The sequence below is a fragment of the Limnobacter humi genome, from assembly GCF_024518835.1.
In the GTDB taxonomy this organism is placed as follows: Bacteria; Pseudomonadota; Gammaproteobacteria; order Burkholderiales; family Burkholderiaceae_B; genus Limnobacter; species Limnobacter humi.
Window position 1 is genome coordinate 711,314 of record NZ_JANIGO010000001.1, and the last position, 25,415, is coordinate 736,728.

The 25,415-nt window shown below is 57.0% G+C and carries 27 protein-coding genes; 7 read left to right on the plus strand and 20 right to left on the minus strand.

Annotated features, from left to right (window positions below):
• Positions 1-512: 512 nt before the first annotated feature.
• The 3 genes from NQT62_RS03390 to NQT62_RS03400 all read right to left on the minus strand — a co-directional run bounded on the left by NQT62_RS03390 (position 513) and on the right by NQT62_RS03400 (position 3,290).
• Positions 513-2,066 carry an ammonium transporter gene (locus tag NQT62_RS03390; protein ID WP_256763158.1) on the minus strand — a complete coding sequence of 518 codons (1,554 nt, stop codon included), beginning with the start codon at positions 2,064-2,066 and terminating at the stop codon, positions 513-515.
• Positions 2,067-2,081: 15 nt separating this feature from the next.
• Positions 2,082-2,420 carry a P-II family nitrogen regulator gene (locus NQT62_RS03395; RefSeq protein WP_256763159.1) on the minus strand — a complete coding sequence of 113 codons (339 nt, stop codon included), beginning with the start codon at positions 2,418-2,420 and terminating at the stop codon, positions 2,082-2,084.
• A 72-nt stretch (positions 2,421-2,492) separates the two neighbouring features.
• Positions 2,493-3,290, minus strand: coding sequence for a TorF family putative porin (locus tag NQT62_RS03400; RefSeq protein ID WP_256763160.1), 798 nt, complete (start codon positions 3,288-3,290; stop codon positions 2,493-2,495).
• A gap of 207 nt (positions 3,291-3,497) precedes the next feature.
• Between NQT62_RS03400 and NQT62_RS03405 the strand changes: the two genes are divergently transcribed.
• Entirely contained in the window at positions 3,498-3,731 is a 234-nt protein-coding gene (locus tag NQT62_RS03405; RefSeq protein WP_256763161.1) for an accessory factor UbiK family protein, read from the plus strand.
• Positions 3,732-3,859: 128 nt separating this feature from the next.
• On the plus strand, positions 3,860-5,452 hold the full coding sequence (locus NQT62_RS03410; protein WP_256763162.1) for a YifB family Mg chelatase-like AAA ATPase: 1,593 nt from the start codon (positions 3,860-3,862) through the stop codon (positions 5,450-5,452).
• On the opposite strand, the gene NQT62_RS03415 is transcribed toward NQT62_RS03410, so the two are convergent.
• From NQT62_RS03415 to NQT62_RS03435, 5 genes are all read right to left on the minus strand, one after another.
• Positions 5,449-6,033, minus strand: coding sequence for a DUF3501 family protein (locus tag NQT62_RS03415; protein ID WP_256763539.1), 585 nt, complete (start codon positions 6,031-6,033; stop codon positions 5,449-5,451). The genes NQT62_RS03410 and NQT62_RS03415 overlap by 4 nt on opposite strands.
• Positions 6,034-6,062: 29 nt before the next feature.
• Positions 6,063-7,445 (minus strand): heterodisulfide reductase-related iron-sulfur binding cluster, encoded by a 1,383-nt coding sequence (locus tag NQT62_RS03420; protein ID WP_256763163.1) that lies wholly within the window; start codon positions 7,443-7,445, stop codon positions 6,063-6,065.
• Positions 7,446-7,541: 96 nt separating this feature from the next.
• Positions 7,542-7,961 (minus strand): rubrerythrin family protein, encoded by a 420-nt coding sequence (locus NQT62_RS03425; protein WP_256763164.1) that lies wholly within the window; start codon positions 7,959-7,961, stop codon positions 7,542-7,544.
• 168 nt (positions 7,962-8,129) lie between these two features.
• Positions 8,130-9,419: an MFS transporter gene (locus tag NQT62_RS03430; protein WP_256763165.1), complete on the minus strand. Its 1,290-nt coding sequence runs from the start codon at positions 9,417-9,419 to the stop codon at positions 8,130-8,132.
• A 3-nt stretch (positions 9,420-9,422) separates the two neighbouring features.
• On the minus strand, positions 9,423-9,983 hold the full coding sequence (locus NQT62_RS03435; protein WP_256763166.1) for a hypothetical protein: 561 nt from the start codon (positions 9,981-9,983) through the stop codon (positions 9,423-9,425).
• A 109-nt stretch (positions 9,984-10,092) separates the two neighbouring features.
• On the opposite strand from NQT62_RS03435, the gene NQT62_RS03440 reads away from it, so the two are divergent.
• Positions 10,093-10,428: a DUF1840 domain-containing protein gene (locus NQT62_RS03440; RefSeq protein WP_256763167.1), complete on the plus strand. Its 336-nt coding sequence runs from the start codon at positions 10,093-10,095 to the stop codon at positions 10,426-10,428.
• 16 nt (positions 10,429-10,444) lie between these two features.
• On the opposite strand, the gene NQT62_RS03445 is transcribed toward NQT62_RS03440, so the two are convergent.
• Positions 10,445-10,963: an Mpo1 family 2-hydroxy fatty acid dioxygenase gene (locus NQT62_RS03445; RefSeq protein ID WP_256763168.1), complete on the minus strand. Its 519-nt coding sequence runs from the start codon at positions 10,961-10,963 to the stop codon at positions 10,445-10,447.
• Between the two features lie 150 nt (positions 10,964-11,113).
• On the opposite strand from NQT62_RS03445, the gene NQT62_RS03450 reads away from it, so the two are divergent.
• Positions 11,114-11,824: a Crp/Fnr family transcriptional regulator gene (locus NQT62_RS03450; protein WP_256763169.1), complete on the plus strand. Its 711-nt coding sequence runs from the start codon at positions 11,114-11,116 to the stop codon at positions 11,822-11,824.
• Between the two features lie 3 nt (positions 11,825-11,827).
• Here NQT62_RS03450 and NQT62_RS03455 read toward each other — a convergent pair whose 3' ends face one another.
• The 4 genes from NQT62_RS03455 to NQT62_RS03470 form a co-directional block, all read right to left on the minus strand.
• Positions 11,828-12,541, minus strand: a complete 714-nt coding sequence (locus NQT62_RS03455; protein ID WP_256763171.1) for an anti-sigma factor — start codon at positions 12,539-12,541, stop codon at positions 11,828-11,830.
• Complete coding sequence (locus tag NQT62_RS03460) at positions 12,538-13,083, minus strand: sigma-70 family RNA polymerase sigma factor (protein WP_256763172.1); 546 nt, start codon at positions 13,081-13,083, stop codon at positions 12,538-12,540. The genes NQT62_RS03455 and NQT62_RS03460 overlap by 4 nt, the downstream gene beginning before the upstream one ends.
• 87 nt (positions 13,084-13,170) lie before the next feature.
• Positions 13,171-13,704 (minus strand): Dps family protein, encoded by a 534-nt coding sequence (locus tag NQT62_RS03465; protein WP_370569119.1) that lies wholly within the window; start codon positions 13,702-13,704, stop codon positions 13,171-13,173.
• A 13-nt stretch (positions 13,705-13,717) separates the two neighbouring features.
• On the minus strand, positions 13,718-14,905 hold the full coding sequence (locus NQT62_RS03470) for an SMP-30/gluconolactonase/LRE family protein (protein WP_256763173.1): 1,188 nt from the start codon (positions 14,903-14,905) through the stop codon (positions 13,718-13,720).
• Between the two features lie 31 nt (positions 14,906-14,936).
• Here NQT62_RS03470 and NQT62_RS03475 point away from each other — a divergent pair, with 31 nt between their 5' ends.
• Genes NQT62_RS03475 through NQT62_RS03485 form a run of 3 tightly spaced genes read left to right on the plus strand, consistent with a single transcriptional unit; the run spans position 14,937 to position 18,000 of the window.
• Entirely contained in the window at positions 14,937-16,169 is a 1,233-nt protein-coding gene (locus tag NQT62_RS03475; protein WP_256763175.1) for an acyl-CoA dehydrogenase family protein, read from the plus strand.
• A complete protein-coding gene (locus NQT62_RS03480) occupies positions 16,166-17,230 on the plus strand; it encodes a phosphotransferase family protein (protein WP_256763176.1) in 1,065 nt (354 codons plus the stop codon). Before NQT62_RS03475 ends, NQT62_RS03480 begins: the two co-directional genes overlap by 4 nt.
• A 2-nt stretch (positions 17,231-17,232) precedes the next feature.
• Positions 17,233-18,000, plus strand: a complete 768-nt coding sequence (locus NQT62_RS03485; RefSeq protein ID WP_256763178.1) for a histidine phosphatase family protein — start codon at positions 17,233-17,235, stop codon at positions 17,998-18,000.
• Positions 18,001-18,019: 19 nt separating this feature from the next.
• Here the strand turns inward: NQT62_RS03485 and NQT62_RS03490 are convergent, their stop codons facing one another.
• The 7 genes from NQT62_RS03490 to NQT62_RS03520 all read right to left on the minus strand — a co-directional run bounded on the left by NQT62_RS03490 (position 18,020) and on the right by NQT62_RS03520 (position 25,254).
• Positions 18,020-18,370, minus strand: coding sequence for a copper-binding protein (locus tag NQT62_RS03490; protein ID WP_256763179.1), 351 nt, complete (start codon positions 18,368-18,370; stop codon positions 18,020-18,022).
• A 33-nt stretch (positions 18,371-18,403) separates the two neighbouring features.
• On the minus strand, positions 18,404-19,834 hold the full coding sequence (locus NQT62_RS03495) for a multicopper oxidase family protein (protein ID WP_256763180.1): 1,431 nt from the start codon (positions 19,832-19,834) through the stop codon (positions 18,404-18,406).
• 21 nt (positions 19,835-19,855) lie between these two features.
• The gene (locus tag NQT62_RS03500; RefSeq protein WP_256763181.1) at positions 19,856-21,292 is read right to left on the minus strand and encodes a TolC family protein; all 1,437 of its coding nucleotides are present in this window, start codon (positions 21,290-21,292) and stop codon (positions 19,856-19,858) included.
• Entirely contained in the window at positions 21,289-21,600 is a 312-nt protein-coding gene (locus NQT62_RS03505; protein ID WP_256763182.1) for a hypothetical protein, read from the minus strand. Before NQT62_RS03505 ends, NQT62_RS03500 begins: the two co-directional genes overlap by 4 nt.
• An 80-nt stretch (positions 21,601-21,680) precedes the next feature.
• A complete protein-coding gene (locus NQT62_RS03510) occupies positions 21,681-22,043 on the minus strand; it encodes a hypothetical protein (RefSeq protein ID WP_256763184.1) in 363 nt (120 codons plus the stop codon).
• 32 nt (positions 22,044-22,075) lie between these two features.
• Positions 22,076-24,241, minus strand: coding sequence for an acetyl-CoA hydrolase/transferase C-terminal domain-containing protein (locus NQT62_RS03515; protein ID WP_256763185.1), 2,166 nt, complete (start codon positions 24,239-24,241; stop codon positions 22,076-22,078).
• Positions 24,241-25,254, minus strand: a complete 1,014-nt coding sequence (locus NQT62_RS03520; RefSeq protein WP_256763186.1) for a metal-dependent hydrolase — start codon at positions 25,252-25,254, stop codon at positions 24,241-24,243. The genes NQT62_RS03515 and NQT62_RS03520 overlap by 1 nt, the downstream gene beginning before the upstream one ends.
• Positions 25,255-25,415: the final 161 nt, after the last annotated feature.

Below are 25,415 nucleotides of genomic sequence, written 5' to 3' on the forward strand. Positions count from 1 at the left end.
TTGCGTGGCGTTGTGCACCGCAACTCGGGATCAGGATTAGCCCTAGCTTGGGGTTGGTGGCCGGTGCCTGTTGATTGCCCCCAGCAATACCGGTAACCCGGTCCGAACGCCCCCCGAAAAATAAAGGTTGCCCCGCGCATGTCGAACCAATCGGGTGGCTGAATGTTCTGAGCCGGGCACACCGGCATTGCCGGGGGCGCGACCTGCGCGGCTCACCTCCCCTGCAGCGACAATCAGGACAATCTGCAAAACCGTGACAAGCAGGCGCGGTGGGCCAAGCTCAACGAGCTGGCCCAGAGGTCGATTCCCGACCGTCCTTTTTGGAGGGTCGACCTCAGCGATCGCGAGGCTCAGGTTTTGAACAACAGATTGGCCGTCGCTAAGGGGTGTGACCGTGCGGGCCGCTATTGAGCCATTAACCACAGTGCGACAAACAAAAAAGCCACCCGAAGGTGGCTTTGAGTGCCCCGACTTGCGGCGGGGCGATTCCAACTTTCGCTGGAGAGTGAACCTTACTTCACGTAGGCCTGTTCGCCATGTGAACTGATGTCCAGACCTTCGCGCTCGGCTTCTTCCGAAACCCGCAAACCGATGATCAGGTCAACCAGCTTGTAAGCAATGACCGACACCACTGCGGACCACACCACGGTGATCAGCACAGCTTTGGCCTGAACCAGTACCTGTGCACCGATGGAGAAGTCGCCGGGTGCAATCATGGCCACGGTCGTCCAGTCAGCCACAGCCGATGGGCCGCCCAGGTTGGGGCTGTTGAACACACCGGTCAACAGGGCACCCAGGATACCACCCACACCGTGCACGCCGAACACGTCCAGTGTGTCGTCAGCGCCCAGCAGCTTCTTCAGGCCAGTCACACCCCACAAACAGGCCAGACCAGCGATCAGGCCGATGATGAGCGCACCACCGATGCCGACGTTGCCGGCAGCCGGGGTAATGGCCACCAGACCAGCAACGGCGCCAGAGGCTGCACCCAACATGGAGGCCTTGCCTTTCAGCAGGGCTTCACCAGCACACCAGGCCAACACGGCACCCGCGGTGGCTACAAAGGTGTTGGCAAAGGCCAGGGCAGCGAAACCGTTGGCTTCCAGTGCAGAACCTGCGTTGAAACCAAACCAGCCCACCCACAGCAGCGAAGCGCCCACCATGGTCAGTGTCAGGCTGTGAGGCGCCATGGACTCTTTGCCGTAACCCACACGCTTGCCCACCATGAATGCGCCCACCAGGCCAGCCACAGCAGCATTGATGTGAACAACGGTACCACCGGCGAAGTCAAGCGCACCCATTTGCCAGATGAAACCAGCTTTGGCGTTCATCGCATCGACCACGTCAGCGCCGGTGTAGGCATCGGGACCCATCCAGAACCACACCATGTGTGCAACGGGGATGTAGCTGAATGTGAACCACAGCACCATGAACAGCAATACAGCAGAAAACTTGATCCGCTCGGCAAAGGCACCCACGATCAGGGCACAGGTAATGCCAGCAAATGTGGCTTGGAATGCGGCAAACACGATCTCGGGAATGACCACGCCCTTGCTGAAGGTCGCAGCGTTGGCAAATGTTCCGGCGACGTTGTCCCAAATGCCGGCCATCATCACGCGGTCAAAGCCACCCACAAAGGCATTGCCTTCAGTAAAGGCCAGGCTGTAACCATAGATGAACCACAGCACCACGATCAGGCTGAAAGTCACCATGACTTGCATGAGCACCGACAGCATGTTCTTGCTGCGGACCAAGCCGCCATAGAACAAGGCCAAGCCGGGCACGGTCATCAAAATGACCAGCAGTGTGGCCACCATCATCCAGGTGGTGTCGCCTTTGTTGGGCACAGGGGCAGGGGCTGCTTCAGCAGGGGCTGGCGCAGCGGCAGCAGCTGGCGCAGCCGCTGGAGCAGGGGCCGCAGCAGGCGCTTCGGCAGCGGGGGCTGCAGCTGGCGCAGCCTCGGTCACGGCGGGTGTTGCCGGCTTGTCTTCGGCGTACGCGCCGGTGCTTAGCGCAGCCACACCCAAGGTGGCGGCGGCAAGCCAGACAGTCAGGAATTTTTTCATGGTGTCCTCACTCGATTAAAGTGCGTCTTTACCGGTTTCGCCTGTGCGAATACGGGTAACACTCAACAGGTCGAAAACGAAAATTTTGCCGTCACCGATCTTGCCGGTTTTGGCGGCTGTTTCGATGGCTTCACAGGCTTGGTCGACCAAACTGTCGTCCACGGCTGCTTCAATTTTCACCTTGGGCAGAAAATCCACCACATATTCGGCACCGCGATACAACTCGGTGTGGCCTTTCTGGCGACCAAAGCCCTTGACCTCGGTCACTGTAATGCCTTGAACACCAATGGCAGACAGCGCCTCGCGGACTTCATCCAGCTTGAAAGGCTTAATGACGGCTGAAATAAGCTTCATTACGCACTCCTGAAAGAAATTGATTGAAGAGGGTTGAACAGCGCCCCTCTTCAGAGCGCTGTCAAATCACGATCAGAACGCTTTGGAAACAGACAGAATCAAAGCGGACTTGTACAAGTTTTGATTGTCGCCACGACCATCGGTCGCGCGGTAGAACTGCTTGCCGCCAGCAGCAGCGGTGCCGTTTTCCAAACCAGACACTTTGTGGAATGTGAGGCCAACCGTGGTTCCCAACACAGGCTTGGTCACGCCCAGTGTGTAGTGGTTGTAGCTGATTTCATCGGAGCCAGAGAAGTCATTGTCAATGTCAACAATGCCCACGCGTGCGTTCAATGTCAGGTCATAAAATGGCAGGGCGTCGGTGTAGCCGAGGTCCAGGTAAGTGGTGCCCTTGGCATCTGTTTTACCAGCACCAGCACCGCGATAGCCAAAGTAGCCGTCGCTCACGGTGTAAAAGAGTTTGCCGGACAATGGGCCATAGCTCACACCACCATAAATTTCTGTGGTGTCGTAACCCAAGGCGCTTGGGTAGTAGTAACGAATGGCACCCACGTCATAGCCAAGGCCGGAGTACTCGCCCTTGTAACCACCGTAGAGGTCCATTTCAAGGTTGGCACCGGCAGCGGCTGCCGCATTTCCGAAATCCACGTTGGAGTTCCAGTTGCCCACATAGAAGCCACTGGAGTGGGCATAGTCAAAACCACCCTGCAGGGCTGGGCCATTCAGGGTTTGGGAAATGCCGCGGAACCGGTAATCGGTGGCCACAGTGACGTTGGCTGTGATGGGATTGTCAGCAGCGGATACAGCGGAAACAGCCCCGAATGTGCTCAATGCAGCGACAACAGCGTGGGCCAGCAATGCTTTTTTCATCTCACTCTCCTAAAAATAGATGAATGCCGTGTGATTTTTTGGCAAAGGGGTAATAGCGAGAACTGTGCCAACCCGGCTTTCGTCGGTAAACTCACGTGAACAGGCCTGTTTTAGGGCAGAATCCAGGGTTTGAACAGCCTGAAATTTGTCAGACCGCCCACCGATTGCACCACATTGGTGCACCCAAAACCTGCAGGAGAGAATGCTGTGGCCAACAATCCGTTTGATGCAATACAAAGCCGTGTTGGAGACTTTCTGGGCAGCAAGGGCTTGTCTGGTCTCGAAAACCCCATCACGCAATTGATCCGGCAAAGTCTTCAAGACATGGAATTTGTAACGCTGGAAGACTTTGAGATTCAAAAGGAAGTGATTCAGCGTTTGCGTGAACGTGTTCATGCCCTTGAACAGCGCGTGGAATTCCTCGAAAAACGGGCAATGTGAGCCAAGTCGGTGCGCGAGGACCAAATCGGTGCATCAACTCTTTGGGGTGAATTAACGCAAGGGATCCCTTTCGGCACTTGAAAGCCCATCGGGATAATGGATTGTTTGCAGCCCTGCACCCCTGATTCATGCCCCTCGCCACTCTACACAGCCTGACTTTTGTCGGCCTGCGCGCCATGCCGGTGCGCATTGAAGTCCACCTCTCATCCGGCTTGCCGTCCTTCGCCATTGTCGGGTTGCCAGATGCCGAAATCCGGGAATCCAAGGAACGGGTGCGTTCAGCATTGATCAACAGCGGATTTGAATTCCCGGCCCAACGGATCACTGTCAACCTCGCGCCCGCCGATCTGCCCAAGGGCAGTGCTTCTTTTGACCTGGCCATAGCCTTGGGAATCGCCAGTGCTTCCGGCCAATTGGCCAAGGCGAAGCTGGATGAGTGGTTATTCGCCGGTGAATTGTCACTGAGCGGCGCATTGACTGGCGTGCGAAGCCCGTTTGCAATGGCCGTGGCCTTGCGGCGTGAAAACACCCAAACAGCCACACGGCAGCGCTTGATGCTGCCGCAGGCCGAGGCGGCCAAGGCGGCCTGTGTGCCGGATGTGGTGGTGTATGGTGCGAACACACTGTTTGAGGTGGCGGCCCATTTGGTTGGCCACGGGGAGCCACTGCAGGCGCTGGAAGCCCCGGCGCAAAGCCACCTCACACCACCCAAACCCATCGCAGATTTCAGTGAGGTGATTGGTCACGCCACCGCCAAACACGCGCTGGTGACCGCCGCAGCCGGGCATCACCACATTCGCTTGATGGGCCCACCGGGCAGCGGAAAGTCCATGTTGGCTCAGCGCATGGCCGGCCTGCTTCCCCAACTGCCGTTGGATGAGGCACTGGAATTGTCTGCGATTCGGAGCCTGAAAGGCGAGGGCGATCAACTGGTGATGCAACGTCCTTTCCGAAACCCACATCCTGGCTGCAGCCCCGTTTCCCTAATAGGGGGCGGCAACCCACCGGCGCCGGGCGAAATTACGCTGGCACACCAGGGCATTTTGTTCACCGATGAGGTGCTGGAATTTGAGCGTCGCTGCCTGGAAGCCTTGCGAGAGCCCCTGGAAACAGGGCGCGTGAATATTTCACGGGCAGGTCACCAGGCCAGCTTCCCGGCCCGCTTTCTGTGGGTGTGCGCACACAACCCTTGCCCATGCGGCTGGCTGGGGCATCCCCACAAGGAATGCCGTTGCTCCCCGGAGCAGGTGCGGCGCTACCAGGCGAAATTGTCGGGCCCCTTGGCCGACCGCTTGGACATCTCCATTGAAGTTCACCCCGTTCAGCACGACACCCTGTTGAACACGGAAGGACGAGTCGCCGAACTGCGCAGCAGCACCGAGTACCTGAGCCTGGTTCAAGCCTGCCGCACAGTGCAGCTCACTCGCCAGGGTTGCCTCAATGGTGAGCTAACGCCGGGCCAAATCCAGCAGCAATGCAAACCCAGCGTCGAGGCGGAAAAACTCTTGCTGGGGTTTGCCCAGAGACATCACCTGTCGGCCCGAGCCCTGCACCGCATACTGCGGGTAGCCCGGACGTTGGCCGACCTGGACACAACGCCGCAAATCAGCAAAACCCACATGGCCACCGCCATTCAATACCGGCGCAACCTGAACACCTTGGGGAATTCAGCCGCCGGTACACAGGCGCTTCAAACCCGGCAACCGACCGCAGCCGCCTAGGAAAGGTCCTTGACCAAAGCAGCCTGGGTTTGTGGAGCAACTTCATCCACCGCGTGGCTGTAGTGGGCATGGTCGATACCCACACCCAAGGCCGCTCCAGCCTTTAAGGCAGCGCACATGGCTGGGCTCAATTCAAAACGCAAAAAATGCACAGCCGAGGTTTTCTCCGCGTTTTCGCGTTCCAGGTCTTCATCGGCAATGGCAAACACTTTGTCAAAACCGTCCACGCGCACCCAGGTTACATCCTCAATGCCTTTGAGCAGGCGCAACTGCTGAGCACGAAGCTCGGGGTCGCCATATTCAATCATCATGGTCGCCTTGAAGTTGCTGCCGTCGGGCACCAAAGGCCCATACGCTTCCAACTCATCCAGAATGCCTTCTTCCTCGAAGGTTTTTTCAATGCGCAGCATTTCCTGGATTTGATAGCGAATGGTGAACTCATCCTCAAAAATCAGTGTGACATGGTTGCCCACATGCAGGGTGCGCGCCTTTTTGTGAGGAATGATTTTTTCTTTCCATGCTTTGCGCTGTTTGGAATAACTTTCCAGGGACAGCAGGCTTTCACGGGTAATCACAGGCATCACGACCTACTCCTTGTCCGTCCATGACATCACAGACCATAAGCGATTCGAATCAAACTGATGGGGTGGGCCAGTTCGGGCGTTTTGCTCAAGCCTGCCGACTCACCCAGTTCGGCCAACCCCTGCATGATGTGGTGGCCTGCCAACTGGCAATCGGAACTCACATAGTCGGGGGCTTTGGCGGCCACCTGCTTGAACACGGGTTTGCCAATTTTCATGGCCATGCCGTGAAATTCCTTTTTCACACCCCAAGTGCCAGAGTGGCCTGAACAACGCTCCACCGTGTTCACCGCCGTGTCGGGCACCAACTTCAGCATTTCCTCGGTTTTTTTACCCACATTCTGCACTCGGCTATGGCAAGGCACCTGGTAACTCACATTGCCCAGTCCGTGTTTAAAATCTGTGTTGAGCAAGCCGTCCTTGTTACGCGCAATCAGGTATTCAAACGGGTCCCACATGGCTTTTTTCACAGCCTGCACGTCGGCATCGTCGGGAAACATCAAGGGCAATTCCTGCTTGAACATCAAGGTGCAAGACGGAATGGCCGTGAGGATGGCATAGCCTTCCTTGGCCAACTTGGCCAGCGCAGGGATGTTTTTCTCCGCCAGTTTGGCCACAGAGTCCAGATCACCCAGCTCCAGCTTGGGCATGCCACAGCAGGCTTCTTTCTCGGCCAACACATACGGAATGTTGTTGTGTTGCAAAATCTTGACGAGGTCTTGGCCAATGCCAGGCTCGTTGTAATTCACGTAGCAGGTGGAAAAAATGGCCACTTTGCCAGGTGTACGCTCACCATTGACCACATCAACCGGTGCAGCGATTTTGTCGGCGCGGTGGGCTTTTTCAATGCTGCGGAATTTCTTGGGTGCATAGCTGGGAATCCAGGCTTTTTTGTCCACGCCGAGGGCGCTGTCCATGGCCGACCGCATGGCTGCCGTGCCATTCACGGCATTCACGGTTTGGGTCACGATGGGAATACCGGCAAAACTGCCCAGCGCATCGGTGCTGCTGAGGAATTTGTCACGGAATGAGGCACCCCCTTTCTTGAATTTGATGGCCTTGGCCCGCAACATGGTGTGTGGAAAGTCCAGATTCCACTCATGCGGCGGCACATAGGGACACTTGCTCATGTAGCACATGTCGCAGAGGTAGCACTGGTCAACAACGTCCCAGTATTTTTCTTTGGGTACCCCATCGAGCTCCATGGTAGGGCCTTCATCGATGAGGTCGAACAACACGGGGAACGAGCCGCAGAGGCTGACGCAGCGGCGGCAACCATGGCAAATGTCGAAGATGCGCTCCATCTCGTTGAAGCAAGCCTCTTCGTTGTAAAACTCGGGATTTTTCCAGTCGATGGGGTGGCGCGTGGGCGCCTGGGTACTGCCTTCACGTATGGTTCCGACAACTGACACATCAACCTCCTGTGTTTGTGGCGGGCCCTGTGCTGTCTGGGCAAGCCTTCTCAAAAAGCCGCCAGGCTTTGCGCGCTGGCGGCTGATGCCCAGGGTTTAGGCAGCCATGGTGTCCAGGGTTTTCTGGAACTTGTTGGCGTGGGAACGCTCTGCTTTGGCCAGGGTTTCAAACCAGTCTGCGATTTCGTCAAAGCCTTCATCGCGGGCTGTTTTGGCCATGCCAGGGTACATGTCGGTGTACTCGTGGGTTTCGCCGGCGATGGCCGACTTCAGGTTGTCAGCCGTGGGGCCAAACGGCATGCCGGTGGCCGGGTCGCCGCACTTTTCCAAGTATTCCAGGTGGCCATGGGCATGGCCTGTTTCACCTTCTGCAGTGGAACGGAACACCGCGGCCACGTCGTTGTAGCCTTCCACGTCCGCTTTGGCCGCGAAGTACAAGTAGCGACGGTTGGCCTGCGACTCGCCAGCAAATGCATCTTTCAAGTTCTGTTCTGTCTTGGATCCCTTCAATTCCATTTTCATTGCCTCCAAATCAAGCATTGAACCATGAGGAATTTTCATTCTTAAAAATGTCCAAGACAGCTGTCAAATAAGACTTGCCAATTTTCTCGATAGATCAGGGCTATTTGAGTGCACGGCTTGATATCCGTCGATAATGATTCGCATTCAGACCATCGAAGCGGTTCACCCCAAGGCAATCAGGTGGCTTTGTCGGCGCCCCGGCCGGACAAACCACAACCACGAGACCACCTGCAGGGCACACAACACACCCAACGACGCGCGCATGGCGGAGGCCCGTTCCAAACCCAGGTACTGACAGAAATCAATGCCCAGACCAATGCCCCACTGCACACTAAAAGCGCCCGCAAAAATCAGCAAGTTCAATGCGGTGCTGGACCGCCCGGTGAGATGCCGTGGAAACGGTTTGTTGCAGGTTGCGTAGGTCATGATGCCGGTTGCCACAGTAAAACCATGAAGCAACCACCCATAAACATGGCTTGCGCCACCCATCCACAACTGGCTGCCAAAAATCACAATGGCTGCGCCCAAACCAATCACCAAAATAAGGTCTTCATCCGCACCGCGGCGGGTTAAGGTGCGCGTACCCTGCCCCACCAGAAAATAACCAACCAGCATGGCGGCTGAAATCCAGAACATGTTTTGCGCAGCCTGCGCATTGCTGTAGCCCACCACATCGGTGAACCAAGGCCCAACCCACAAACCGTGAAAGGCCATAAAACCGCCTTGCGTGAGGGTGGCCAATGGCGCCACTCGCCAAAAGTGGGGGTGGCGAAACACGACCTTGAATGCTTTGGCCATATCACCCACAGACTCGGCTTTTTGAGGTTTGAACAGTGTGGGCATGACAAACCACAGGGTGAGGCTGGCAGCCAGGCACAATGCAGCGGCCGCCACAAACACACCGCGCCAGCCCAACATCGGCAACAAGGCTTCCACTGGCGTGGTAACGGACAAGGCGCCCAGCGAGCCCGCCATCAGCATCCAGGAGGACATACTCGCCTGAAGGTGTGGTTTGAAATAAAGCGCATAGGCTTTGATCGACGCCATGAGACAGGCCGATACACCCACGCCAATCAGGGCCCGCCCCATCCAAAGGCCCGCAAAGGAATTGGCCGAGGCAAACCACAGCGCCCCGATGGCCGCAAAAATCATGAGCGTGGCTTCCACTCGCCGTGGGCCGTATCGATCCAGCATCAGCCCCACCGGCAGCTGCATGAGGCCGAATGACAGAAAATAGGCCGACGCCAACAGCCCCAATTGGGATGCGCTGAGGCCCAGTTCCTGGACCAAGGGCTTGGCAATGACCGCATTGATGGCTCGAAACGCATACGACAACATGTATGCCGAAGCGAAAATCACAAAGACCCGAATGGCCAAAGGGCCCACCACCCACAAGCGTTCAGTGCCATCGGCTTGGGTTTCACGCACCAAATGGGGATGGTTTTCAAGCATGGCCTAGCGCCCACCCACAGAAAAGCCGTTGAACCACTGGGCCACCACACTGGGGTCGGGCTGCTCGGCTTCTCCCATCACGATGACTTCAAACAACCGGCCTTTGTGTTCGAAGAAGCGGGCTTTCACAAAGGCAGCGCCACCCTTGGCGGTTTTGCCACGGCTGTCCATGTCGAGCACGGGCAAACCGAGCCAAGTGGTGTTGGCCAAGGCCGGTTTTCCAGCTTGAATGTTGTTGGCCAGTGCCAAAGACAAGGCCTCCACCAGCAAGGTTTGCTGGGTTTTCAGGTTGCCTTCCAGCGGCACCGTGCCCACGGCGAAGTACAGGCCGTTGACCTGCGCCGCTTGCAACGTGAGGGGCACCTTGAGGTTGGCCAGGTCGAGCGTGCGGGTTACCAGCGCTGGTTTGTCGGGAAAGGTGGCGGTGTACCCGCTGTCTGGATTGGGGACCACGCGCCAATTGAAGGCAGGTGAGCAAGCCGACAACAAGAACATGCTCGCCGCGCAAACCCAGACGGACAGTTGCAAAAAAATACGGTGCAGAGGAACGCCAGTGAACATCATGAACAACCTTTCACGCGACAATATGGGAATAGCGGTGTTTGCATTGTAGTGCGCCCGCCTGCCATCAAACCCAATGCAACCCGCAATTACCAAGGACGATTCAACGACCATGGCCATCGTCAAATTCAAGTCCAAAGCCGCTGGCGACATCGTGATGTTCAAGGAACATGCCGACAAACTGTTCCGCATCATGGGCATTGAAGCATCCGCCCGTGGGGTGATTGAACCCGCAGACCTGGCACACGCCCATGCACAGCTCGTGGCGGCGGTGAACATGGAGCGGATGGCCAAAGCCGAGCAGGCGCCAGTCGACGAGACTGATTTAAGCCCGGAAGAACGCGTGGCCATGCAAAACCACGTCAGCCTGGAACAGCGGGCTTACCCGCTGCTGAAAATGCTGGAGGTTGCGCAGCGCAAGCAAGTGGATGTGCACTGGGGGTTTTGAAACGGCATGAACCTGTTCAGGCTTGAACCATGCGGCGGCGAACCGGACCTGCAATCGCCTCAACATCGGCCTGAACCTGTTTGCCCAGGCCAAGCAAAAAGCCGAATTCAGCCACCACGAACAGTGGCCCAATGGCCAGACCAATCAAGTCGTCCACAAAAGCCGGCTTGCGGCCTTCGTAATAGTGGCCAATAAACTGAATAATCCAACCAACCACAAAAATGCCCACACCGGCGGACAACCAAGCCAAGGTCGTTAATCCCGCAAAATAGCCGGCCAGCAGCATCAAAAAACCGTGCACGACAAACATCACCAGCCCATACACGGCGCTTAGACGAAAATAAAAGATGCTGGACGCCAGAAAAGCCAGCAAGGCCGGGCTGACAGCGATCCCCGCCACATCCACATGCACCCGCGACAGCAAAATGAACACAGACAGCACGATAATAGGCACACCGACAAAATGTGTGGCAATGTTGCGGGGGTCGCGGTGGTAAGCGGCGTATTTGGCGAGTTGATCAACCAGTGAATTCATGGCAAGTCTCCGAGCTGCGTGGGCCCATGGGTGTGAATGGCCACATGGTTGCAAAGCTTGGCGGAAGGGTCTGTCAATTGCCTGACATTGCCTGATCATTTAACATCAGATTCCAGTCATATCCACACCAAAAGGGCCAGGGCGCACCCCATGCAAGCTGAAAACATACAACTCATCCTGAGCCGGGGTCGCTGGTTTGCCAATTTGCCGGCCAGTTTGCAGCAGTGGCTGGTGGAGTTTGGTCAAGTCAAACACCTGACCGCAGGGCAACGGCTTTTTTGCCGGGGCGACTGTACCGATGGTATTTATGCCGTGCTGAAAGGCAGCATGCAAATTGTGGGGGCCAGCAAATTCGGCTCCGATGACAAGCAAGTCATTCTAACCCTGGTGGACCCGCCTGACTGGTTCGGGGAAATTTGCCTGTTTGACAAACAGATGCGAACCCATGACGCCATTGCCGATGGCGTGGTGACCTTGCTGCATGTGAAACAAAACCAGCTGGAGCAACTGTGCAACGACCACCCCCGCTACTGGCGGGAATTTGGCCTGTTGCTCACCCAGAAGGTGCGATTGATTTTTGGTGCGATTGAGGATGCAGCGTTGTTGCCAACGCCCATTCGATTGGCCCGGCGCCTGCTGATGATGTCGGAAGGTTATGGCATTCGTGCCGACAGTGGACAAGCCAGCAGCCGCATTTTGCATGTATCGCAAGACAAGCTCTCCGACATGCTGGCAGTGTCTCGTCAGACCATCAACCAAATGCTCAAGGAAATGGAATCCGAAGGCATTCTGGAACTGGGACGCGGCAGTATTGAAATCGTCAACAGCGACGCTCTCAAAACCAAAGCCCACATCAAATAGGTTTTAGTTCAAGGCCACCGTTTTGCCAATCAGCACCACCGGCCCCGTGGGCTTGTCTTTGTAAGGCGAGCCCGTGTGGGGCTCCAGGCTGACCTCAAACAGTTGTTCTTCGACCAAACGGGGCAAGGCGCTGGCTGGAAGCTCCATGGGTTTGCCCAGCTCCATCAAGCCCAGCGAAGTTGGCCCTGCATCCTGGGGAGCCTTGGTCCACAACTGAAGGGCCTTGCCGTCCAAACTGGCGTTATCAGGCAGTGAGAGCTGGCCGATGGGATAGACCTTGACCGTGCCTTTGGGCGTGGCTTCCACCAACCACTCGGTTTTGTGGTCAGGGCTGTTCATCACCGCCACAAAACGCGGGCCCGTGTTGGCGGATTGCACACCCAACAATTGAACAGCCAACACCACCGCCGCAGCGCTGGCTGCAAACGACCACCCTTTCCAAAACCAGCCGAACGCGCCGCCATCGGCTACTTTGGCGGGCGCGCGCTCGGTTGCAACCGACCGGCGAATGTTGTCCCACACCACCGGTCGAACAGGCTGGAGCGGTAATTTTCGCGACATGGCCGACAGTTGCTCGGTCCAGAACTGAACCTCCGTGGCCAGCGCAGCATCTTGTGCCATGCGGGTTTCAAAATCGGACTTTTCAGCGTCGGTCATGACGCCCAGCACGTACTCACCGGCGAGCATCACGCGGTCTTCGGCCTGCAACTCACTCATGACAAACACTCCTTCAATTTCAACAGGCCCCGACGAATCCAGGACTTCACGCTGCCCAAGGGCGAATTGAGGCGTTGGGCAATCTGTTCATGCGTATAGCCTTCCACAAAGGCCAGCACGATGGCATTGCGTTTCACCTCATCCAGATGCCCCAAACAGTGGTGCATGCGGGTGGCCTCATCAGCCAGATGCTCATTCTCATCCACCGACAATTCCGGCAAATTCAGGTCTTCGGTCGATAGTTCCTGTTTGCCACGGCGAATCATGTTGAGCGCCTGGTTTCGAACCACTGTGTAGACCCAACCCCGGGCTGACCCCAACGCTGGCGAATACAACTTGGACCGCTTCCAGACCTTGATCATGGCATCGTGCAACACCTCTTCCGCCAATTCGGCCCGTTTGGTGATACGCAAAGCCACGGAGAACAGCCAGCGTCCATCCCGGGCGTAGATGGCCTGCAGGGCAAATTGCTCCCCCCGCGCGCACGCCAGCAAGGCGGCTTCGTAGTCAAAGTCGTCCGGTTCCGGTTCCTGGTAGTCCATGCAAGTACAACCCGAAGTGGTATGGTTTTGGATGCAGCGCAAAACGGGGTAGCCCGCTGCGCTGCGTTCATGGGAGCGAGAGGCGCGTCAATCTTCCAGCAAGGCGCGCAGCATCCAGGCGGTTTTTTCGTGAATGTCCATCCGCTGGGTGAGCACATCGGCCGAGGGTTGGTCGTCAGCCGCATCCACCACCGGAAAAATTTCGCGGGCTGTTCGGGCCAGCGCTTCATGACCTTTGGCCAACAACTCCACCATCTCCATGGCCTTGGGCGGTTTGGCGGGTGCATCGGGCAGGGTACTCAGCTTGGCAAACTCAGCGTACGAGCCCGGTGCATGAAAGCCCAGGGCACGAATCCGCTCGGCGATGGGGTCCACCGCATTCCACATTTCCGTGTATTGGTCCATGAACATGGTGTGCAAGGTGTTGAACATCTTGCCCGTGACGTTCCAATGGAAATTGTGTGTGGTGAGGTACAGCGTGTAGGTTTCGGCCAGCAGGCGGCTTAAACCCTGGGCAATGGCGGCGCGTTGCTCGGCTGGAATACCGATGTTGATGCTGGCCATGTCGGGTTTAGGCGCAGCCTTTGAGCCTGCTTTCTTGGGGGCGGCGGTTTTTGCCATGGTGCTTCTCCTTTCACTTCATCAACGGATTGGGGTAGGTGGCCAAACCTGGCACCTGCACAGAACTCAAAAACAGGGTATTGCCCACCGGCGTGACCTGGGTCACGTAGTAGTAACCATTGGCTTTGGGTGCCTGCAGATTGGCCACCACCTTGCCCTCCGGACTAAAGGCGACCGTCATGGCCACTGGCTTGACCGGAAACTGGATCACTTCCAGGAAACGCCCCATGGCCTTCCTCAACCCAGGATGTTCGGCCATGCTGTCCACCAGCTTGTCGCGCGGGCTGGGAAATGCCACCCAGAAATTGCCCTGCGCATCGCGGCGAATGTTGTCGGGAAAGCCGGGCAAATTGTCGACAAAAACCTCGTCCTTGCCCGCTTTGGGGCCTTTCAGCCAGACCTTTCGAATTTGATAGGCACCCGTCTCGTTGATCAAGACATAGTCCCCATCGGCGGACACCGCCACGCCATTGGCAAACTGCAAACCGGCCAGCAGGACACGGGCACTGCCTGTCTCAAAGTCATATTGGATCAAGCGGCCATGACCACCATGCTCCAGAATGTCGAGCGACACTTCTTTGAGACCAAACTTGGTGGACGCATCGGAATAGTAAGCATACCGACCATCGGGGCTGACGGCGACATCGTCTACAAACTTGTAGGGCACGCCATCCACCATGCCACTCAACACTTTCACACTGGTGCTGGGGTTGGAAATGCCGGCAATGTCAACCCGCACCAGGCCCTTCACACCATCGGCAATCACCAAAAAACCCTGCGGGTGAAAAGTCAGCCCCAGTGGACGGCCACCGGTGTTGGCCACCAACTCAATGGGCACCGCCTTGGGGTTGTCAGTGGCCTGCAGCACATCGGGCTTGAAGCGCACAATGTCGCCGTTCTCCAGCCCCGTGTACACAAGGCCATCTGGGCCCACCGCCAGGGACTCCGGCTTTTTCAGGTTGGCTGTACCCACCACTTGGGCCGATTCCAACAAGGTATTGGTTTGATAGGGACCGCTGTCGCGGCTGGGTGGTGAAGGTGGCTGCCAAGCCACCGGCTCTACCCGCGTTTCACCAAACAGGCCAATGCCAGCCACCACCACCACGGGCAGCAGGATGACTGGCCCAATCACTTTGCGCCACACACTCATAAGCACCACATTGAGTTTTTCCGATACGATGGATGATATCGGAGGAAACATTCCGAACCCAACAACAACGAGGAGACTGGCGGTGAATTTTGAGCCCAGCGCGAAGGCCAAGGACTTCGCTGCGCGCGTGCGCGCTTTCATTGACCAACACATTGCCCCCATTGAAGCCAACTACTGGCACAGCATGGATGCCCAATGCCATGGCGGTGACTGGACCCGCTGGCGCATACCGCCCGTGATGGAAGAACTGAAAGCCAAGGCCCGTGCGCAAGGGCTGTGGAACCTGTTTTTACCGGATGAGAAATTGGGTGCTGGGCTGAGCACACTCGAATACGCCTTGGTGGCCGAAGAAACCGGCCGCAGCCTGATGGCCCCGGAGGTGTTCAACTGTAACGCGCCCGACACGGGCAACATGGAAGTGTTGTGGAAATACGGAAACCCTGAACAGCAGGCGCAGTGGCTGCTTCCCTTGCTCAACGGCGACATTCGCTCGGTGTTTTGCATGACAGAACCCGATGTGGCCAGCAGCGATGCCACCAACATGCAAGCCACCGCCACTTTGCAAGGGAACACCGTGGTGATTGATGGTCGCAAGTGGTGGAGCAGCGGCATTGGTGACCCACGGGCCAAAATTGCCATCGTGATGGCCCGCACAGCGGATGACGACAAAGGCCGACATGCCCAGCACAGCATGGTGCTGGTGCCACTGGACACACCGGGTGTGACCATTCACCGCATGCTGCCGGTGTTTGGTGCCTATGACGAGCCCCATGGCCATGGTGAAGTGGAATTCAAGCAAGTGCGCGTGCCTGCCGGCAACGTGATTGCCGGGCTGGGCCGCGGGTTTGAAATTGCCCAAGGCCGCTTGGGACCAGGCCGTATTCACCACTGCATGCGCTGCATTGGCGCTGCCGAAAAGGCGCTGGAATTGATGATTGAACGCGGCATGAGTCGGGTGGCGTTTGGCAAGCCTTTGATGAACCTGGGCGGCAATCGCGAACGCGTGGCACAAGCCAGATTGGCGATTGACCAGGCGCGGCTTTTGACCTTGTATGCCGCATGGAAACTGGACAAGGCCGGTGCGCTGGGGGCAATGACGGAGATTTCTGCCATCAAGGTGGTGGCCCCCAATGTGCTGCAGCAGGTGGTGGACATGGCCATCCAGATTCACGGTGGGGCCGGCATGAGCCACGATACACCCTTGTCAGCCTTTTTTGCACAAGCCCGCAGCCTGCGCCTGGCCGACGGACCGGATGAAGTTCACATGGGCCTGATTGCCAAGTTGGAGATCGCCAAACGAGGTTTCGCAAAATGAGTACTGCAGGCATTCGCGCAGGCGAAGAACTGAATGTTCAGGCAGTCACCACCTGGCTACAGGCTCAAGGCGTGAGCCTGACTGGAAACCCCGTGGTGACGCAGTTTCAAGGGGGTGCCTCCAACTGGACATACCGATTGCAGTACGACAATGCTGACTTGGTACTGCGTCGCCCCCCGGCGGGTACCAAAGCCAAGGGTGCCCACGACATGGGGCGTGAGTTTCGCATTCAGAACCTGCTGAAACCAGTGTACCCGGCGGTGCCCACCCTGGTGGCGTACTGCAACAATCCGGAGGTACTGGGCTGCGAGTTTTACGTGATGGTGCATGTGAGTGGTTTAATACCCCGCAAACACTTACCCAGGGGCATGAAACTGACACCCGCCGAGACCAGGGCTCTTTGCCTGTCTTGCTGGGACAAGCTCATTGAATTGCACCAAGTGGATGTGAAAGCCAGCGGGCTGGATGTGCTGCACAAGGGCGATGGTTACACGCGCCGGCAAGTGGAGGGTTGGAGCCAACGTTACGAAAAAGCAAAAACCTGGAATGTCAGCAGCTTCAAGGCGGTACGACAGTGGCTGCACCTGAACTGCCCTGACGACGTGAAGTCCTGCATGATCCACAACGACTGGCGATTGGACAACCTCATTTTCTCGCCCGACAACCCAACCCAAGTGGTTGGCGTACTGGACTGGGAACTGGCCACTGTGGGTGATCCCTTGATGGACTTGGGCAGTGCACTGGCCTATTGGGTAGAGTCTGGTGATGGGTTTTTGATGAAACTGCTGCAACGCCAACCATCAAGCCTGCCAGGCATGTTGACGCGGCGTGAGATTGTGGACTATTACCTCCAGAAGACAGGCCTGAAAACCAGCAACTGGACCTTCTATGAGGTGTTTGGCCTGTTCCGTTTGGCGGTGATTGCGCAACAAATTTATTACCGTTACCACCACAAACAAACCCGCAATCCTGCCTTCAAGCATTTCTGGATTTTGGTGAATTACTTTGACTGGCGCTGCAAACGCTTGATTGCGCGAGCCGCCACATCGCCAGGGCAATAACCATGGGCAGCATATACCTGATTCGGCACGGCCAGGCCTCATTTTACAGCGCCGACTACGACCAGTTGTCAGACTTGGGCGACGTTCAAAGCCGGCAGTTGGGTGCCTGGTTTAGGGCCAGGAAAGTTCCCATCCATGCGGTGTATTCGGGCGGCATGAAGCGGCATCGTCAAACAGCCCAGGCATTTGAACAGCAGTATGGTGGACTGCCAGAGCCCGTGATTCACATGGGCTTTAATGAATACGACCATGAAGCCATTCTGACGGCCTTTGTCGGTCAATTTGAAGACTCAGACGCATTTGACCGGCACATGGCCAGCAGCACCAACCCCAAAAAAGCCTTCCAGGCCATTTTTGAAAAGGCCGTGGCCCGTTGGGTGAGTGGCGAGCATGACAGCGATTACCCGGAAAGTTGGACCGCCTTCAAAAGCCGCGTGATGGCGGGCTTGGGCCATGTTGTGGCCAACAGCCTGAGACTGGACACCGGCGATGAGTCCGCCAGTATTGTGGTGTTTACGTCGGGCGGGGCGATTACGTGTATCGCACAGCAGTTGTTGAATGTGCCCGATGTACAGGCCTTCAACCTGAACTGGACCATCACCAACTGCAGTGTGAGCAAACTGCTCTTCAATACACGTGGCGGCGTCACACTGGCCAGCTTCAACGAGCAAGCGCATTTTGAGGGCCATGTTCAAGGGTTGCTGAATGAGCAAGCCCAGGGGCTGGATACATTTGCCCACCGGCAAAACGGGCTGCTCACCTATCGATGAACAGCCCCATTCCCAGTGCTTAGCGCTGAATCTCCGTCACCGTGAGTTTCGAGCCATCCTGCCTGGCTTTGAATTTGATCTTGTCACCTTCTTTCACGCTGTCCAGCATGGCTTTGTCGGCCACCTCAAACACCATGGTCATGGGCGGCATCTGGATATTCTTGATTTCGCCATGTTTGATGGTGAGCTTGCCGGTGGACTTGTTCACTTTCCGAATTTCACCCTCGGTGAAATCGGCTGCTGCAGGTGCTCCCTGTTGGGCGCTTGCGCCGTGGCTGTGCTGATGATCGCCAGCCGCCTGAACAAGCAACGGCAAGGCCGAGGCAGACAGTGCAAGCGCTGTGAAACAAATGGATTGTCGAATATTCATGGGATTCTCCTTGAGGAAACAGGGTACTTGGGCCTAGTGGCCCTGGTGCCCCTGGGGTTTGCGAACTTGCAATTCAATGGTGTTGGTGGGCCGGTTGCTCTGCTGCATGGACACACCGCCAGCCTGGCTCTGGCGTCTCGGTGCAGTCAACGGAGCGCCTGTATATTCGTAGGCCTGCGTGCCTGTTGGCTGCGGGTACCAGCCGGGGTCTGAATAATCGCCCGCTTTCTGATTCTTGCGCACCTTCAGCATGCTGAACATGCCCCCCATTTCGACCGAGCCATAAGGACCGTCACCGGTCATCATCGGCACAGTGTTATCGGGCAAGGGCATCTGCATTTCGCTCATGTCGCTCATGCCCCGTTCGCCCATCACCATGTAGTCAGGAATGAGCTGATTGATTTTGCCGGCCAGACCGCGGTGGTCCACACCAATCATGGTGGGTACGTTGTGGCCCATCGCGTTCATGGTGTGGTGGCTTTTGTGGCAGTGGAATGCCCAGTCGCCTTCTTCGTCGGCAATGAATTCCATTTGCCGCATTTGGCCGACCGCCACATCCACCGTGACCTCGGGCCATCGGGCGCCTTTGGGTGTTGGCCCACCGTCTGTGCCTGTCACTTCGAATTCATGTCCATGAATGTGGATGGGGTGGTTGGTCATGGTGAGATTGCCCACGCGGATGCGAACCCGGTCGCCCTTGCGCGCCACCAGCGGCGAAATACCCGGGAACACCCGGCTGTTCCAGGTCCACAAATTGAAGTCCAGCATGGTCATGATTTTGGGGGTGTAGGCACCTGGGTCAATGTCGTAGGCATTGAGCAAGAAGCAATAGTCCCTGTCTGCTTCCTCGATCAGCGGGTGTTTGCCCTTGGGGTGGGTTACCCAAAATCCCATCATGCCCATGGCCATCTGCGTCATTTCATCGGCATGAGGGTGGTACATGAAGGTGCCTGGCCGTCGTGCCACAAACTCATAGACAAAGGTTTTGCCTGGCGCGATACCCGGCTGATTAAGACCCGTCACCCCATCCATGCCATTGGGCAGTCGCTGCCCGTGCCAGTGCACACTGGTGTGTTCTGGCAATTTGTTGGTCACAAAAATCCGCACCCGGTCGCCCTCCACCACTTCAATGGTGGGGCCTGGCGACTGCCCGTTGTAGCCCCACAGGTGAGCCACCATACCGGGTGCCATTTCGCGAACCACGGGTTCGGCCACCAAGTGAAACTCCTTCACGCCGGCATTCATGCGCCACGGTAAGGTCCAACCGTTGAGGGTCACCACCGGGTTGTAGGGGCGCCCGGTGTTGGGCATCAGTGGGGGCATTGTATCGGGCGAAGTTTGAAGCACAGGCTCTGGCAAAGCAGCCATGGCCACCTTGCTAACCGCCGTGCTGGCCACTGCACTGAATGCAGCCAACCCACCGGCCTGTCCAACTCGCTTGAAAAAACTGCGTCGCGTTATCATTTTGAATTCCTTATGCTGTGTTCAGTGGCCTGCGGGCTCTGCACTGGCAGATGCGCGCAAGGGCGACGACAGGGCAGTGTCCATGGGTTTACCGACCAGCGCAGCCTTGAGCGCAGCATCGGCCCGCCAGAAATCGGCTTGCGCTTGCAGTGCGCCCATCACCGCATTGATTTGCTCGCGACTGTCGGCCAACAGTTCGAATACGCCAATCAACATGCCGTTGTAACGCAACAGGTTTTCATCGGAAATGATTTTCTTGAGTGGCACCACTTCGGTCTGGTAGTGATGGGCAATATCCCAGGCTGTGCGGTAGTTGGCATATTGCTCGCGCAGGCTGGAGTTACTGGCACGCAAAGTGGCATCCAACGTATTGAGGGTTGCCAGGGTTGTTGCGGAATAGGCCGCCCGCTTCTGGTCACCCCAATCCAGGAGAGGTAAACGCAAATCCAGCTCATAACCTTTGCGGGTGGCCGATGTTCCGGCCGCATTGTCGAAAACCGAGTCACGCCGGATGCCCGCATCCACATCCAGAAATGACCCAATCAGGCTCACTGTTTGAGCCTGGTTCAATTCTTTCAAACGAAGCCGAGCCATTTGCACATCCAGCCGGTTGTCCTGCTGGACATTCATCGCAGCGGGCATCAGGGGTTGCGTCGGAATATCGGGCAATCGATCGGGCAGGCTCAGTTGTTGCGCCTGCTGATCAGTCAAACCCAACAGGCGCACCAGTTGCTCACGGGCTGCCGTGGCTTTTTGCTCAGCCAAAGCGAGGCTGGACACAGCATCGGCGTAATAGGCCTGCTGACGGGCCCGTGTCAAGCGGTTGAAATTGCCCACTTCCTGCATTCGTTTGGCCAGCTCAGCACTGGCCTTCGCGCTGTCAGCCACCTGACGGGCGTAGGCCGCTTGCTGCCGGGCCGCCACAGCATTGACCCAGGTTTGCCGAACCTGGGTGACCTGCTCAACCACCGAATTGGCCATGGCCAATTCACTGCGCTCGATGGCGGTTGCGGCAACACCCTGCCGGGCAGGCAGACTTAACAGGTCAATCAGACCAAACGTCAACAGTCGGCCGATTTCCAGTTCATCCAGCAAGGTGGTGCGTTCAAAGGTAAAAACTGGATTGCCAGGCCGACCCGTCTGTGCGGCCTGTGCACCGTCAGCCCAGTGGCGAGCCAGCAATGCCTGAAAGGCTGGGCTGTTGACCAGTAGCAGGTTGACGGCCGTGGTTTGATTAACAGGCTGTTGCAACAGTGCGTCGGCTTTTTCACGCATGGCCTTGCGTTGCCCAGGGGTTTGAGCCAATTGCAAAAGGTCCTGGGTGAATTCAACGTGGCGAGAGTTAATGCGTTCCATGCTTCGATTGACGTCCATGGATGCACAACTGCTCAGGAATAGCGCCAAGGCAGGCATAACCCACACACGGGCAGGCAAATGAAAATGAAGTCGTTCCGTCATGGTTTGACCTCCTGCTGGGTACCCATACCCTGCGTATGTGACGCCTCATCGTGGCCTTCCGCCGCTTCGCGGGCATAACTGCGCCAACCACCCACGGTGCGCACGGTATCGTTTACTGCGGGCCAGGGTGCAATATTGGGCTCTACCCAAGGGGTGTATTGCTCAAACGCCGAGGTGTAGGGCATGGCCTCTTGGGCTGTTGTGCGTGTCTGCTCGGCCGTGGCTGCATGGGCTGCCGTCAGTGCAGACAACACTGCCCACACGGCCAGCACCACGCCAAGACGTCTTTTGAAAAGGGTAAATGACATAATTCACGCTCACTGAATACGATGACAGGAAGACTAAACCTTCCCATGTTGGCAAGGTCAAGCCGATTGAAAGCGATTGATCAGAGCGTGAAGGATCGGGGCGGCCTGTCGGGTGGGACTGGAGCCTGGGTGGGCACAAGGGGGGTGAATTCAGTGGCCACCGGCACATGCTGGATAACAGGGGCGATGTGCGCCACTGCAACGGGCAATGCCATCACCGTACAGGCCACTGCACAGGTGCAGCAGGCCTTCTTGCCGGGGTCGGCCTTGGCAGCTGCGTGTTGGTCCATGGTCTCATGGTCCATGGTCATGTGCGCCATGCCATCGTGCTGCGCAGTGTCCATCTGCCCCATGTGGCATGACAAATACCCCACCTGTGCAAAACCTTGCAAGGGCAGGGCCAACAATATCAGCCAGAAAATGATTCGGGTGGTCTGCTTCATGCCAAAACCTTAACACGTCATCGAATGACCGCTCAAGTTCTGGAAAGTTTCAATTGTTCAATCAGCAGCATGCGAACCACCCTGTCTTTCAAAGACCTGGGTTTGTCGAGCTGCATGCGGGCCAGCTCCTCATCAAATTCTTTCCCAGCATGGCGGTACACCAGGGCCTTTAGCGCCAGTTTCCAGGCCGGGGTTGCATCGGCCACCCTTTTTATCCCCTTCAGTGCGTGCGCCAGGTTCAGTTCCATGGGGGTTAGGTCGGTACCAAATGGCATGGCAGGAAACAGACCCTTGTGAATAAAAGGGCTTAAGGCCTGAGCCAGGCGCTCGGGTGTGTTGTGTTGGTGTTCTGCCGGGATGTGGTAACTGGTGTGCACTTTGCCTGCCGCTTTCAACTGCGCCAGCAAGGTGGGCTGAAAGCGGCTGTCCGTGATGTTCAACAACGCCTTGGCAACTTCTTCATCGGTTTTGCCGCGCAGGTCTGCCACGCCGTACTCGGTCACCACGATATCCCGCAAATGCCGCGGAATGGTGCAATGCCCATAGTTGAACACGACATTGCTCGAAGGTTCCGCAGTCTTGCCTTCCTTGTCGCGCACTGCACGGATCATGAGGATGCTTCGGCCTGTGTCCAATTGCTGGGCCATGGCCACAAAGTTGTATTGGCCACCCACACCGGAAATCACGCGGCCGTCGGCCAAGCCGTCGGACACCACCGCCCCGTTGCTGGTCACCATCACACCCGTGTTCACAAAACGCGCATGCACCCGTTGGGCGCGGTAAAGCGTTGGGTTCAAGTCCAGTTGGTTTACATGCTCAACGCCGGTCATGGCGATGCGGGCACGTTCGACATCCGGTAAGTCATGGAGAAACTGATAAAGACTGCGCGGCCCCAGAAAGAAACCTGCATGCAACACCACGCCATTGAGCAGGCGTGAACCCAAGTGCTGTGCCAACACCCGTCGGGCTTGCCGATCGGCCAGATTGGCCAGTACCCGCTCACCGCCTTCCAACACAACATGCACGCCCTCATGCTTCAGATTGGGTTTGAAGACACCATGAAACTGCAGTTGCCGGAACTGAAAGGGGGTGATTTCACGCAGACCATGGCGATTGAGGTGGTCCAGGATATCCGGCGGAATGCTGCCCTTGGGGCATGCCCCCTGATGAACGACAGCCTGCAAAGCGGCATGCGTGTATACCTCCCGCTTCAAGATGCCCGCTTTGTAAAGTTCCATGAACCCATCGACCAGCATTTCGGTGGCGCCGTATAAACCGTGCTCAAACGGTTCAAACCCACCCACAGCATCGGCCAAGGTGCGCTGCGCTGCCGTTTGCCCCAATACGCTGAGTGCTGCCTTGAACACAGCGGGTTTTTGATGGCGCAGTAGGGTGGCGTACACCACCGCGTCACCCAATGCACCGATGCCCACTTGCAAGGTTCCACCATCACGTATCAAGGCGGCCACGTGCAAACCCAGGGCGTAATCGACCACACCCACGGGCAGTTTTGGCGTTGAAAACAGGGTGGAGTAAAAACGCGGATTGTCGACGATGGCATCAAACAATTCCACGGGCACCTCAGCGTCGTGCACCATGTAAGGCAGCTGCTGGTTGACCACGCCAATGACCCGGTGCGTGCGCTTGCTGTCTTTCAATAGCCGAATCAGCTCGACCGAGGTGTCGGGATTGCAGGACAACGACAGGCGATGCGAGTCACCATCGGCCGGTTTGCACACCAGCTGCACGGCCACATTGCAGCCTTGCAAAAACACATCCCGTGCAGCCATGGTGTAATTGGTGCTGATGTAATCCATCTGCGCCTGCGGGTGCTGAAGCCGACTACCCGGCTTAAAGAAAAACTCCTTCACACGCACATTGGGCGGCAACTTGCCGTTCGTTGCATCCACCGCATACTGCAAATCCGGGCAGTTGCCCCACACCCGCTCTACAAACGGCTGCATGAAGCGCGCCTCCAGGTCACTGGACGGCAAGGGCTTCTCCAGCGAGAGCGCGGTCAGAAAAGTGAGTTGTATGGAGGGATCGCGACGTGCACGGGCATACAGTGCATTCACAAACTCGATGGGCTTGCCCAAGCCCAGAGGCAGAGCCACGTGGAGGTCTTTCCCCACCTGCTCGATGAGTGCATCGATGCAGGGGGTGAATTCCGTGTAACGGTCCGGTTGATGTGTGTGCATCAAGCCATTGTAACGGCCTGGGGTGCGCTGTGGCGCTTGCCACCGTGTGCAGCAGCAGCGACTGAGGTGGCTGCTTTCGCCGCTGGCGACCTGGTCAGATATTCAGCGGCCAGTTCAGTAGACCCTTCATGGCTGGGGTCATACCAGGGGCTGAAATAGGGCAAGGTGCGGTAGGCCAACCACAGCGGACTGGGTAGCAAGCCCCGGCGGGATTCCTTGAACCAGTTCACCCACACCCACGGTTTGTAGAATGCGGGCTTGTGCTTGGCCAGGCGTTGATCCTGGCTCATCAAATTGGCAGCACCATCCACCCAAATGCCAAAGATCATGGGAAAGACCAAGAGGGTCATGTAATAGCGGGAGAAATAGCTGCCACCCAAATGTTGATACAGGTCAAACGCCACGCTTCGGTGTTCCACTTCCTCGGCGCCATGCCAGCGAATGAGGTCGAGCAACACAGGGTCTGCCCCCAGCTTGTCCCACTCTTTGTTCTCCAAGGCATACATGCCCAGCACACAGGTCAGGTGCTCAATGGTGGCGATCAAACCGAGGCGCGCCAACAGCCATTGCTTTTCAGCCCATTTGGGCAGGGTTTTCCCAAACGGCTTGTCGTCCAGAATCACATTGAACAGGTGTTTCATCACCGCCCGGTTGCGTTCCGGGTTGATGCCCCGCTGTGCGAGGTATTCATCGGTAGCGGTGTTGTGGCCACGGGCATGCATGGCTTCCTGTTTGATGAAGCCGCGCACATCCTCACGCAGTTTTTCATCGGTGATCATCGGCAGCGCCTTGTTGTACAGGCGGCAAAACCAAAACTCGCCCTCAGGCAAAATCAGGTTGATCTCGTTGATGAAGTAACTGGAGAAAGGCTCGTTGGGCAACCAGTCGATGGGCGTTTGTTTCCAGTCAAATTTGACCGCACGCTGCTTCAGTTCAATCTCGGTTTTGGAGGCGGGCCTGGGTTCACGCCCCCGCCCCCGCAGGGCATTGACGACATTGGCAATCGCATTCATGACAGGTCTCCCGAGGCGAGCTGGCGGTGCCGCACACCTTACTTGTTTTACAAACATTGGTGACATTGAGTAATGTCACCGTTTGATCATAGCCTGTCCATGCTGCGCCGAAAAGTCCGGGTTTTCGAGGGCTTGCTCTAAATTGTTATGTTGCGAGGCAA